The 12,064-nt window shown below is 71.3% G+C and carries 11 protein-coding genes and 1 pseudogene; 5 read left to right on the top strand and 7 right to left on the bottom strand.

Features of this window, described 5'->3' with window-relative positions; genetic code table 11:
• Positions 1-49 precede the first annotated feature (49 nt).
• The 4 genes and pseudogenes from DSC45_RS10305 to DSC45_RS10290 form a co-directional block, all read right to left on the bottom strand.
• Positions 50-250 (bottom strand): annotated as a pseudogene (locus DSC45_RS10305) (tripartite tricarboxylate transporter substrate binding protein); the annotation flags it as partial.
• Positions 251-539: 289 nt separating this feature from the next.
• Positions 540-959 (bottom strand): DUF3040 domain-containing protein, encoded by a 420-nt coding sequence (locus DSC45_RS10300; RefSeq protein ID WP_119289366.1) that lies wholly within the window; start codon positions 957-959, stop codon positions 540-542.
• Between the two features lie 286 nt (positions 960-1,245).
• Positions 1,246-2,016 carry a methyltransferase gene (locus DSC45_RS10295; protein ID WP_119289364.1) on the bottom strand — a complete coding sequence of 257 codons (771 nt, stop codon included), beginning with the start codon at positions 2,014-2,016 and terminating at the stop codon, positions 1,246-1,248.
• A 191-nt stretch (positions 2,017-2,207) separates the two neighbouring features.
• Entirely contained in the window at positions 2,208-2,738 is a 531-nt protein-coding gene (locus DSC45_RS10290) for an SAV_6107 family HEPN domain-containing protein (RefSeq protein ID WP_119289362.1), read from the bottom strand.
• A gap of 359 nt (positions 2,739-3,097) precedes the next feature.
• Between DSC45_RS10290 and DSC45_RS10285 the strand changes: the two genes are divergently transcribed.
• The 5 genes from DSC45_RS10285 (at position 3,098) to DSC45_RS10265 (ending at position 9,252) form a co-directional block, all read left to right on the top strand.
• Positions 3,098-3,934, top strand: coding sequence for an ATP-binding cassette domain-containing protein (locus DSC45_RS10285; protein ID WP_119289360.1), 837 nt, complete (start codon positions 3,098-3,100; stop codon positions 3,932-3,934).
• Entirely contained in the window at positions 3,906-5,990 is a 2,085-nt protein-coding gene (locus DSC45_RS10280) for a YhgE/Pip domain-containing protein (RefSeq protein ID WP_119289359.1), read from the top strand. Before DSC45_RS10285 ends, DSC45_RS10280 begins: the two co-directional genes overlap by 29 nt.
• Positions 5,991-6,028: 38 nt before the next feature.
• On the top strand, positions 6,029-6,643 hold the full coding sequence (locus DSC45_RS10275) for a TetR/AcrR family transcriptional regulator (protein WP_119289357.1): 615 nt from the start codon (positions 6,029-6,031) through the stop codon (positions 6,641-6,643).
• Positions 6,644-7,108: 465 nt separating this feature from the next.
• Positions 7,109-7,720: a DUF4126 domain-containing protein gene (locus tag DSC45_RS10270; protein ID WP_119289917.1), complete on the top strand. Its 612-nt coding sequence runs from the start codon at positions 7,109-7,111 to the stop codon at positions 7,718-7,720.
• A 38-nt stretch (positions 7,721-7,758) separates the two neighbouring features.
• Positions 7,759-9,252: a phytoene desaturase family protein gene (locus DSC45_RS10265; protein WP_205571299.1), complete on the top strand. Its 1,494-nt coding sequence runs from the start codon at positions 7,759-7,761 to the stop codon at positions 9,250-9,252.
• Between the two features lie 25 nt (positions 9,253-9,277).
• On the opposite strand, the gene DSC45_RS10260 is transcribed toward DSC45_RS10265, so the two are convergent.
• The 3 genes from DSC45_RS10260 to thiE form a co-directional block, all read right to left on the bottom strand.
• The gene (locus tag DSC45_RS10260) at positions 9,278-10,267 is read right to left on the bottom strand and encodes an SCO2102 family sporulation regulator (RefSeq protein ID WP_119289353.1); all 990 of its coding nucleotides are present in this window, start codon (positions 10,265-10,267) and stop codon (positions 9,278-9,280) included.
• 52 nt (positions 10,268-10,319) lie between these two features.
• Positions 10,320-11,243 (bottom strand): methylenetetrahydrofolate reductase [NAD(P)H], encoded by a 924-nt coding sequence (gene metF / locus DSC45_RS10255; RefSeq protein WP_119289351.1) that lies wholly within the window; start codon positions 11,241-11,243, stop codon positions 10,320-10,322.
• 122 nt (positions 11,244-11,365) lie between these two features.
• A complete protein-coding gene (gene thiE / locus DSC45_RS10250; RefSeq protein WP_119289350.1) occupies positions 11,366-12,004 on the bottom strand; it encodes a thiamine phosphate synthase in 639 nt (212 codons plus the stop codon).
• Positions 12,005-12,064: the final 60 nt, after the last annotated feature.

Below are 12,064 nucleotides of genomic sequence, written 5' to 3'. Positions count from 1 at the left end.
CAGTCCAGTCATCGGAGGGCGAGCGGGGTTGTCCTTGCTCTTGCCGCTGGTTCGAGCGGGCGGCGCCGACCACGCCGAGGCCCGTCGACATCGCGCGCTTGCCGTTGCCGTGTTCGCCGACGAGCCGGCCGCGGCCGACGGTGCCGCCGGCTCCCGGCAGGTTGCACACCTCGATGTTGTGGGTGAGTCCGGCGTCCTCGGCATCCTTGGCGGCGGTGCGGGCCGTTTGATTCAGTCCGGGCGGGTTGGGCCGAGCGGGTTCCGCAGGTGCTCGTTCATGGCCTCGCGTGCCGTGCCGGTGTCTGCCTCGGCTCGGCAGGGAGGCTCCCGGATCCGGTCCGGGGCCGCTGCCTCCGGACGCGAGTGAGGCTCATGCGGACATGTCTGAGGGGTACGCGCCTGTCTGCGCGTACCCCTCACTCACACTCGCTTCGTCCGCTGCGCACTCCGTAAACCTCAACGGCTCCGCAGCCACGCGTGACGGCCGAGCCGCACACGAAGAACCACAGCCGTGGGGCTACGGCACGTCCGCGGGGGCCTCAGCGGCCGTCCTCGTCCCGACGACGCTGCCAGCGCTGCTCGATCCGGTTCATCATCGACCGGCGTTGCTTGCCCTGGCGGCGGCCGCCTTGTCCACCACCTTGCGGAGCTCCCGGTGCGGCACCCGCGGCGGGCTGCTCACCAGGTTTGGGGGCTTTGCGCCATCCGGTCACGGCAAGCACGGCGCAGCCCAGCATGACGAGGAAGCCCACCACGCTGATCCAGATCTGCTGTGCGACCATTCCGGCCATGAGGAGCGCGATACCCACCAGGAAGCCCGCGATCGCTTGGTAGACCCGCTTGCGGGTGTACGTGCGCAGCTTGCTTCCCTCAAGCGCTGTCGCGAACTTGGGATCTTCGGCGTACAGCGCTCGCTCCATTTGCTCGAGCATTCGCTGCTCTTGCTCCGAGAGCGGCACGGAGTCCTCCTCATCGTGCAGTCGCCGGGGCGACCGGGGGGTCCCCTCCAGGATAGGCAGGGAATCGCCCCCGTGAAACCCGCCCCTCTACGCCAATTCGCCATTCCGGACCGCCATGGTGGCCCGGCGCACCGAGGCGTTGATTCCCCGGTAGCCGTTCCGTCATGCCGGACGGTCTCCCTCGATCATACGATGCCCGCGCCCGGATCGGGGCGCCTGTGGCCTACTCCATCTGCCGCTGCGTTGCTGATCAGGACCGATTCTGGGGAGTGAGCGGTCGCGGACCTCAGCCGGACTGCTCGGCGAACTTCTCGCCGAGCACATGCAACTGGGTCGCCACCGCGTGAAAGGCGGGCAGTTCGGCCACCGCCGCTTCCAGCTGCAGGAGGGCGTCGAGGGCGCCGGGCTCGGTGTCCACCAGGACGCCCGGCACCAGGTCGGCGAAGACCCGGACCCCGTGTACGGCTCCGATGCGCATGCCGCAGTCCTCGACGTACCCGGTGAGCTGCTCGACCCCGAAGCGCCGCGGCACCGGGTCGCCCTCGCCCCAGCGGCCGGCCTGGTCGGTGAGCGCGTGCCGGGCCTCGGCGAAGTGCCCCGCGAGCGCACGGGCGACGACGGCACCGCCTAGTCCTGCGGCGAGCAGACTGAGCGTGCCGGTGTCGCGGAGGGCGCCGACGAGATTGCGCAGGCCCTCGGCCGGATCGTCGACGTACTCCAGGACTCCGTGGCACAGGACCGCGTCGTACTCGCCGCGGCCGACCACGTCGAACAGGCCGTGGGCGTCGCCCTGGACACCGCGCACCCGCTCGGCGACGCCGGCCTCGGCGGCCCGCCGTTCCAGAGCGAAGAGGGCGTTGGGGCTCGGGTCCACGACGGTGACGTGGTGCCCGAGACGGGCCACGGGCACCGCGAAGTTGCCGCTGCCGCCCCCGGTGTCGAGTACGTCGAGCGACTCCCGGCCGACGGCCTTGACCTGACGCTCGAGAGCGTCCTCGAGAACGTCCCAGACGACGGCGGTACGGAGAGAAGCGCGGGGGCGCATCGGGTCCGACACGGCAGTTGACTCCTCGGCGGGGCACCGCCTCTTGTCCGGCGGAGCGATAGGGAGGCCTCCCGCTCCACCCAACGGGCGGGAAGGCTGCAGGCCCCCACCACCCTATTGCCTTCCCGGGGCGGCTCCGCCATCCGTCAGGTGCCCTTTCCGGCACGTGCCCGGCCAGGTGGGGGCGCCGGCGCGACCCGGCCTCATCCCGCGTCCGGCCGCTCGGGCGAGCGCGGCTGCGGCAGCGCCGGCTGCAGGACGAGCATCCGCTCGACGAGGCGCAGGAACATGGCGACGTCACGCAGCAGGTCGTCGGCGTCCCGGGTGCTGGCGGCGCCGCGGATTCCGGCCTCGGCGCGCGCCCTGCGGCGGGCACCGGAGGCGAAAAGGGCGCTCCACTCGGTCAGTTCGGGCGCTATCTCCGGGAGCACTTCCCAGGCGCTGCGGATGCGCGCCCGGCGCCGCGAGGCCGGTTCCGGGCGGCCGCGTGCGGCGAGCACTGCCGCGGCCGTACGCAGGGCGGCGAGATGGGCGGCCGCGTAGCGCTCGTTGGACGTCTCGAAGGCGGTTGCCTCGTCGAGACCGGTGCGCGCCTGCGCGAGCAGGTCGAGGGCGGCGGGTGGCGCCGAGGAGCGCCGCAGTACGGGGTGGACGTCGTGTGCCGGACCGTTCAGTGAGGGGGCAGGGCCGGGGGCGCGGCGCCGGTGGGCGGCGGCTGCGGACGAACTGGCCATGACGAACCTCCTGTCGTCGTGTGACGGCATCGTGGCCGTATGTCCTCATCGTGAAGTACGCCACTGACAATTGGCCCTGACCTGCACTTTTCGCCCGCTCAAGGGTTCGACTGGAGATGCGTGGGGCGGGGACGAGGGGGCGGTCGCGGGTCGACGGGGGCGTACCACTACTCTTTTGAACTGACCGGTCAGTTCAAAAGGGGAGGGATTGCGTGGCAGCGTCCGAGAGCGAAGACGAGACGTCCGACAGCGGGGCGGGAGCCGTCTCCGCCGCGCCGGCAGCGCCCGCAGCCACTTCCGTCACGGAGCCCTCCCCCGCAGGGGCACGCGCGACGGAGGAGCCCGCGACAGGGGCTGGTGTGAAGGCCGACGGTTTCGGGCTCGAGGGCCCGCGCGGATGGGCGTTCCGGGGGATCTCGATCGACGCGGAACCGGGCTCGGTGATCGCACTGCAGGGGCCGTCCGGCTCGGGGCGCACCAGCCTGCTGCTGGCGCTCACCGGCCGGATGCGGCCGACCGAGGGCACGGCCGCGGTCGGGCGGATGGCGCTGCCTCGCCGGATGGCGGCCGTACGCAGGTTCACCGCACTCGGCCCGGTCCCCGGGGTCACGGATCTCGAACCGGCTCTGACGGTCCACGAACAGCTACGTGAACGGGCCCTGCTGCAGCGCCGGTTCGGCGGATCCGTCCGTGAGCTGTTCACCGCCGAACTGTTCACCGCTCGCTCGCGTCGGTCCACCGCGGTCCGGGACCGCCAGGAAGCCGCCCTCGCGGCCGTCGGCCTGGACCTGGACACCCTGCCCAAGGGCCCGCGGACGCCCGTGCGGGATCTGGAACGCCTCGAGGTGTTGCGGCTGTCCCTCGCGCTGGCCCTCATCGGCGAGCCGCGTCTGGTCGGCGTCGACGACCTGGACCTCAAGCTGTCGGACGCCGAGCGGGAGGCCGCCTGGGAGCTCCTCGGGTCGATCGCCGCCGACGGCACCACGGTGCTCGCCGTGTGCAGCGAGTCCCCGGCGGGCGCGGTCCGCGTGGACACCGCTCCCCCGTCGGCCACGCGCGACTCCGCGCGTACGGCCGCGTCGACGCCCTCGGCGATCCCGGGATCGCCGGAGACCTCGAAGAAGACCGAGAACACCGAGAACACCGAGACCGAAGAGGGGGCGGCAGATGCGTTCGCCGAAACTGGCCGCGCTTGAGCTGAAGCGGTTCGGCAGGGGCCGCCTCCCCCGGGCGGCCCTCGTCGCGATCATGCTGCTGCCACTGCTCTACGGGGCGCTGTACCTGTGGTCGTTCTGGGACCCGTACGGCCGCCTCGACCGGATACCGGTCGCGCTCGTCAACGAGGACCAGGGGGCGCGGGCCGGTGGCGAGCAGGTCAAGGCGGGTGACGGGATCGCCGATGCGCTGCGGGACAGCGACACCTTCCAGTGGCATGAAGTGGGCGCCGCGGAAGCCCGCAAGGGGGTCGAGGACGGCTCGTACTACCTGTCGCTCACGATGCCCGAGGACTTCAGCCGCCGTATCGCGTCGAGTTCGTCGCAGAGCCCGCAGACGGGCGCGCTGCAGGTGAGTACCAACGACGCCAACAACTACATCGTGGGGCAGATCTCCCGGACGGTGTTCTCGGAGGTGCGGTCCGCGGCGTCGAGCAAATCGGCGCGGTCGTTCCTCGACAAGATCTTCATCTCGTTCTCGGACATCCACGGCAAGACCAAGGAAGCGGCCGAGGGTGCCGACAAGCTCAAGGACGGCGCCGGGGAGGCCAAGCGCGGCTCGAAGAAGCTCGCCGACGGCCTCAAGGACGCCAAACAGGGCAGCGGCGAACTCGCAGGTGGGCTCAAGGAGTTGAACAAGGGAGCGGGCCGTCTGGAGTCGGGATCGGGTCAGGTCGCGGACGGCACCCAGACTCTCGCCGACCGGGTCAACGGCGTGGCGGACCAGGTACGGCCCTTCCTCGAGAAGAACAGCGGCACGATCGCGGACAGCGCCCGCCTGGTCTCCGACTCCGCAGGCGTCGTCCGCGGCCACCTGAACACGCTGGTGGAACGCTCCCCCGACGCGGCCGAGAAGGCGCGCGAGGCCTCCGAGGCACTGGACGGCATCCACCGGGACCGGTGCGTCGGCACCCCCGTGCCCGATGCCGGCTGCCCGCAGCTCAAGAAGGCCAAGGAGGCGGCCGCGGAGGTCTCCACGGTCGCCGACGACGTGAACGAAGTGGTGCAGGGCTACGGCGGCGACATCAGCACGCTCGACGGCCACCTGAAGAAGCTGCAGAAGCAGGCGGACGCCCTCGCGGACCACGCCCCGGATCTCACCGGGGACCTCGACGACGCCGTTTCCAAGATCAACAAGCTGAACCGCGGTGCGAAGGACGTGGCCAAGGGCGCCGAGCGCCTCCACACCGGCCTGGGAGACGCCAAGAGCGGCTCCAAGGACCTCGACAGCGGCGTCGGCCGGCTGAAGTCGGGGGCGAAGGATCTGGACGGCGGGATGTTCCGCCTAGTGGACGGTTCGGGCGAACTCGCGGGCGGGCTGCACGACGGCGTCGAGCAGATACCGGACTACGACGAGAAGGACCGGGACGCTCGTACCGAAGCGATGGCCGATCCGGTGCAGTTGGCCTCGAAGTCCCTGCATGCGGCGCCCAATTACGGCACCGGTTTCGCGCCGTACTTCATCCCGCTGTCGCTGTGGGTGGGCGCCATGGTCGCCTACATGATCATCCAGCCCCTCAACCGGCGTGCGCTGGCGACCGGTGCCTCGGCCTGGCGGATCACCGTGGCCGGCTGGCTGCCGGTGGCGGCCCTCGGCGTCCTGCAGACCTGCGCGCTGATGGCCGTACTGCACTGGGCACTCGGCCTCGAGATGGCTCGGGCGGCGGGCACGGTGGGCTTCCTGCTGCTCGTCACCGGCTGCTTCGCAGCGATCGTGCAGTGGTTGAACGCGCGGTTCGGGGCGGCCGGAAGGATCCTCGTCCTCGCCGCTCTGATGCTGCAGCTGACGTCGGCGGGCGGCACCTACCCGGTACAGACGAGCCCCGGCTTCTTCTCCGCGCTGCATCCGTTCCTGCCGATGACGTACGTGGTCGAGGCGCTGCGCCGGCTGATCACCGGCGGCGGGCTCGGGCCGGTGTGGCAGGCGACCGCGGTCCTCCTGGCGTTCACGCTCGCCGCCCTCGCACTGACGGCCTGGTCGGCCCGGCGCAAGCAGGTGTGGACCCTGGACCGGCTGCACCCGGAGCTTTCGCTGTGAGCACGGTGGCGTCCGGGCGACCTGTGAGAATCAAGCCCATGGACAGCAGCGGCACACGGCGGCAGGCCACCCGGGCGAAGCTCTACGAGGCGGCGGTGACCCTCATCGCGGAACAGGGCTTCTCCGCGACGACGGTGGACGAGATCGCCGAGCGCGCCGGGGTCGCCAAGGGCACGGTCTACTACAACTTCGCCAGCAAGGCGGAGCTCTTCGAGGAGCTGCTGCGGTACGGCGTCGGCCTGTTGACCGAGTCGCTGCAGCGCGCCGCGGACGAAACGGCCGAGCGCGGCGGCAGCAAGGTCGACGCCCTGGACGCCATGATCCGCGCAGGGCTCGGGTTCATCGACACCTATCCGGCCTTCACGCAGCTGTACGTGGCCGAACTGTGGCGCACGAACCGCGCCTGGCAGTCGACACTCCTGGTCGTCAGGCAGCAGGCGGTGGCAGTCGTCGAGGAAGTGCTGCGCGAGGGCGTGGCGGCGGACGAGCTCAGCTCGGAGCTGGACATCCCGCTGACCGCGGCCGCTCTCGTCGGCATGGTGCTCGTGGCCGCGCTGGACTGGCAGGCGTTCCAGCCCGAGCGGACCATCGACGATGTCCACGCGGCACTGTCCCGGCTGATCCAGGGACGGGTGGCCGGCACCCGCCCGTAACCGCCTCCGGTAGTCGCCCTCTACGCGCGCGTAGAGGGCGATCGCATCCCGTGCGTGAACGTCCACGCGCGCGTGGGGCACGAGAACGGGAGCTGGTCCGGTGCGGCTCGATCACTGTCGAGCCGCACCGGACCAGCGCATCCCCCGTGCTGTCCCCCGATCCCCCGTGGTGCTCCCTCGGGGCCGGATCTCCGGACCCCCGGACGCCGTCCTGGCGAGTCCCGTGGGTTCCGGGCCGCCCCCGTGGTCAGCGGGAACACCCCGTTCCGGCCGGGGTGCCGCGCCGTTCCGCCGCCCCGTGTCGGCGGTTCCGGCGCAGCGCCCCTTTCCGTGCCCCTCACTCTTCCGTCCGCGCAGGTCGGAGCCCATCCGCTCGGCTACTCAACTGGGCCCCTGAGTACGGATACTCAAGCCTGTGTGGTTCACCTCAGCCGCAGCCCGACCGCACTGGTTACGATCACCTCCGTGTCCGTACTCCCCTTGGTTTTCACCAGTGGCTGGGCGAGCGGGATCAACGCCTATGCCGTCGTCCTGCTGCTCGGTGTGTTCGGCGCGACGGGTCTGACCGACGAAGTGCCCGAGTCTCTGCAGCGCACCGACGTCCTGGTGGTGGCCGGGGTGCTGTTCCTGTGCGAGGCCGTCGCGGACAAGATCCCGCTGGTGGACTCCCTCTGGGACTCCGTGCACACCGTGATCCGGCCGGTGTCCGGTACGGTCGTCGGCGCCCTGCTGGCCGGTCAGAGCGGCTCGCTCAGCGACATCACCGCAGGCGCTGTCGGTGGCTCCACCGCCTTGGTGAGCCATCTGGTGAAGGCTGGGACACGGATGGCGATCAACTCCTCGCCGGAGCCGGTCAGCAACGTCCTGATGAGCATCGCGGAGGACCTCGGCGTCGCCGGTCTGATCACGTTCGCGATCTTCAACCCGGTGGCGGCGGCTGTGATCGCGGGCGTTCTGCTGCTGCTCGGAGTGGCTCTACTGATCTTCCTCGCACACCGGATCCGCCGGTTCCTTCGCCGCCGGGCGCAGCGCCGCGAGGAGAAACGGCTGGCCGGGCGACTGCGGCCACCGGACTGAGTCATCGGCTGTCGGTGGCGGCCGATAAAGTCCCTGGCATGGCACGGATTGCGGTGATCGGCGCCGGCATGGGCGCGATGGCGGCCGCTGCCCGGCTGGCCGTCGCGGGCCACCGGGTGGCGGTGTACGAGCGCGCGGAGACTTACGGCGGTGCGCTCGGCGTCTTCGAGCGGGACGGCTTCAGGTTCGACACAGGGCCGGGTCTGCTGCCGCTGCCCGCGGTCTACCGTGACCTGTTCCTGAAGACGGGCAAGCAGCCGCTGGAGGAGTGCGTCGAGCTCGTCGAGATCGACCCGTCCGCCCGGCACCTGTTCGCCGACGGCAGCTCGGCCGACCTGCCGAACGCCTCCCGGGCCGGCGTCGTCGAGGCACTCGGCTCGGCTCTCGGCGATGCGGCGGGCGAGCGCTGGGACGCGTACCTGAACCGCGCGCGGGACGCCTGGGACCGTACCCGCAGGCCGCTCCTGGAGGAGCCGCTGTGGCCCAACTGGCGCGTACTCGCGGAGCGTGACCCCTATCCGGCGCCGCGCGGCAGCGGCCTGCTGAGGCGCCGGCCGCCCACGTTCGCCGAGTCCGCCCGCCGCGAACTGTCCGACCCGCGGCTGATCGCCCTGGTGGAGAGCCCGCTGCTGGCCCATGGCCTCGACCCGCGCAGCACTCCGGCAGCCGCGGCCGTACTGCCCTACCTGGAGCAGGCGTTCGGTATCTGGTACGTCAAGGGCGGGCTGCGTGAGCTGGCTCGCGCGCTCTACGAGCGGTGCCTGGCCCGACGGGTGGAGTTCCACTTCGGCGCGGAGGCCGTTGCCGTGGTCGAGAAGGAGGGCCGCGCGAGCGGCATCGAGCTGGCCGACGGCACGGTCGTGGACGCGGACCAGGTGGTCGCCGGCGTCGACCCGGCCCGCCTCGGCACGCTGACGGATCGCCCGCTGCAGCACGCGGAGGACGTACGCCCGGACTCCTCGAGGACCCCGCCGAGCCGTTGCTCGGCGTTCCTGGCACTGCGCGGCGCTCCCGGCGAGGACGCCGTGCATCGCACGGTGGTGCACGCACCGGACCGGCGCGCCGAGCTGGACCGGCTGGCCGGGCGCGGCGGTTCGGCGGCCGTGCGTCCGACGGTGACAGTGCTGCGCCCCGACGACCCGGCGCTGAGGCCGGACGACGACCACGAGTCCGTGGTCGTGACCGCGACCGTTCCGGGGCAGTCCGCCGAGGAGGTCATGACCGTCGAGCAGCTGATCACGGCAGCCGAGGCCGTCGTTCCGGATCTGCGCGAGCGGCTCCTGTGGCACGAGGTGCACACACCGGCGGATGTCGAGAAGGCAACCGGCGCTCCGCACGGTGCGGTCCCTGCTCCTGCGCTCCCGGCCGCGGACGGACGCTTCCTGCACCCCGCGAACAGCACGCGGATGCCGGGCCTGCATCTGGTCGGTGGCTGGGCGCATCCGGGCGGCGGGCTGCCGCACGCGGGCATGTCGGGTGCGTTGGTGGCCGGACTCATCGTCGAGGGGCCGGAGTTCCGCGGCTCGCAGTGAGCCGGTGGGGCAGGCGTTCCGGGGGCTAGTAGCTGTACGGCTGCTGCTGGTTGTAACCGGTGTCGTAGCCGTTCTGGTACGGGTACGGCTGCTCGGGCGGGAGTTCGCCGCCGAAGGCGGCCTCGTCGCCGGAGCGCTGCTGCGGCACCCAGACGCCGCCGGGCGGTGTCTCGCCGGGGTAGGCCGGGGCGTACGGGTCCTGGTAGCCCTGCTGACCGCCGTAGGTGTCGTAGCCGCCGTCGACCAGGGGCGCGCCGCCGTAGGCCTGCGTCCCGATGTACGGGTCGGAGTAGGCGGCGTACTGCTGCTGGCCGGTGGGCTCGTAGCCATAGCTCTGCTGGTCGTAGCCCGACAGCTCGTCGTAGCCGTATCCGGCGGTGGCCGCGGCCGGGGCGGCGGCGGGCGGCGGCGGGAAGACCGAGTCGCTGTAGACGCCGTACTGCCCGGTGTCGTCGGGCAGGGGCTCCGCCGCGTACAGCGGGGCGGGTGTTCCGTGCGCGGGGGTTCCCTGCGGCGGGGTGCCGTAGTCCGGGGTGCCGTAGTCGGCCGTGCCGTAGTCCGGCGTGACGTACTGCGGAGTGCCGTAGTCGGCCGTGGCGTAATCCGGCGTGCCTTCCGGCGGGGTGCCGTACGCAGGCGTGCCGTCGGGCGGTGTGCCGGTGTACTGGTAGGCGTCGGTGTACTCGAGGTCGGAGACCTCCAGGGTCGGCTCCTGCTGCACGGCCCGTGGTTCGGTCTTGCGGCGGCGGCTCTCGCCGGGACTGCCGCCCAGTGCCCAGCCGGTCGAGAACCCGCGGCGGAACGAGAGCGTGACGAAGGTCTGGCCGATCGCGAAGGTGATGGCTCCGGCGCCGATCACATAGATCGACGGCATGAGCACGCCGAGGACGACTCCGATGAAGCCGACGAAGGCGAGCAGACGCCACCGCAGGCGTGCCTTGTACTGCAGCAGCACTTCTCCGAGCAGCCACAGTGCGACCACGCCGAATGCGATGTAGAGGACCGTCCAGCCCATGTACGCCCCCCTCCGAGCCCTGCCGCATCTCGTCCGGCAGGGCTACGTCCGATCAGGCCTGCGTCGGGTGGTGCAGGCCCAGATTCTCGTAGATCTCCAACGTCGCCGTGGAGTTGTTCAGCGTGATGAAGTGCAGTCCGGGGACTCCCTCGTCCAGCAGCTTCGCGCAGAACTCCGTAGCGAACTCGATGCCAATGGAGCGTACAGCCGCCGCGTCGTCTTTGGCTGTGAGGATCCGCTCTTTCACGTGCTCGGGGAAGGCCGCATTGCTCAGTTCGGCGAAGCGCTCGAGCTGGCGGACACTCGTGACCGGCATCACTTCGGGAATGACCGGGGTGTCACAGCCGGCCGCGGACAGCCGGTCGCGCAGCCGCAGGTAGGCGTCGGCGTCGAAGAACATCTGTGTGATGGCGTAATCCGCGCCTGCCCGGCACTTGTCCACGAAGTGGCGGACGTCGGCGTCCCAGTCGGCGGAGCGCGGGTGCATCTCCGGGAAGGCGGCGACCCCGACGCAGAAGTCCCCGGACTCCTTGATCAGGCGCACCAGTTCGGCCGCGTACGTCAGGCCCTGCGGGTGCGGGACCCACTCGCCCATCGGGTCACCGGGCGGGTCACCGCGGACAGCGAGCATGTTCCGGATCCCGGCGTCCGCGTACTGGCCGATGATGTTGCGCAGTTCCGCGATGGAATGGTCGACCGCCGTGAGGTGGGCGACCGGTGTCAGTGTGGTGTCGGCGGCGATCTGCTGGGTCGCCTTGACGGTGCCCGCGCGGGTCGATCCGCCGGCGCCGTAGGTCACGGAGACGAAGCTGGGTTGCACCGCCTCGACCCGGCGCAGCGCGTTCCACAGATTCCGTTCGCCTTTGGCGGTTTTCGGCGCCCAGAATTCGAACGAGTACGAGGTCTTGCCGGTCGTGAGCAGGTCGCGCACGGTGTGGGCGCGGTCCGTCCGGGTGGAAGCAGTGCCAAGGGCCATACGGGCAGGTTAGCCAGGCTGTCGAGTCACCCCAACCACGCGTGGGACAAATGTCCGCATTGACGGCTTGTTGTCCACCCATCGGACAGGCCTGGTCGCGGTGCACCCGTCCCGGGCCGCGCTCAGGCCTCGCGCAACCGCCGTGCCAGGTCGGCCGCCGCGGCCGCCGGATCGTCCGCCTCGGTGATCGCCCGTACGACCACGGCCCGGCGCGCGCCGGCTTCGATGACCTGATCCAGATTCCCCGCGTCGATCCCGCCGATCGCGAACCACGGGCGATCCGTACCGAGCGCCGCCGTGTACCGCACCAGATCGAGGCCGGGGGCCTGACGGCCGGGCTTGGTGGGGGTGGGCCAGCACGGTCCCGTGCAGAAGTAGTCCACGCCGTCCTGGACGGCGGCAGCGGCGGCCTCCGCCTCGCTGTGGGTGGAGCGGCCGATCAGCGGGTCCGTGCCGATCAGGGCGCGGGCCGCAGACACCGGCAGGTCGCCCTGTCCGAGGTGCAGGACGTCGGCGCCGGCCGCGTGCGCGACGTCCGCCCGGTCGTTGACCGCGAGGAGCTTGCCGTGCCGCTTGCAGGCGTCCGCGAAGACCGCGAGGAGTTCCAGCTCCTCGGCCGCCTCGATGCTCTTGTCGCGCAGCTGGACGATGTCCACGCCGCCCGTCAGGGCCGCGTCGAGGAAGTCCGGGAGGTCGCCCCTGGCCTTGCGGGCGTCGGTGCAGAGGTAGAGCCGGGCATCTGCGAGCAGCGTGCGTGACAAGGAACGATCCCCCCAGGTACGTGTTGGCCCGGTCCGCGTACCGCCCCGTCGGGGGTGGCA

The sequence above is a fragment of the Streptomyces sp. YIM 130001 genome, assembly GCF_003574445.1.
GTDB lineage: Bacteria > Actinomycetota > Actinomycetes > Streptomycetales > Streptomycetaceae > Streptomyces.
This window is presented reverse-complemented; position numbering and strand designations above follow the sequence as displayed.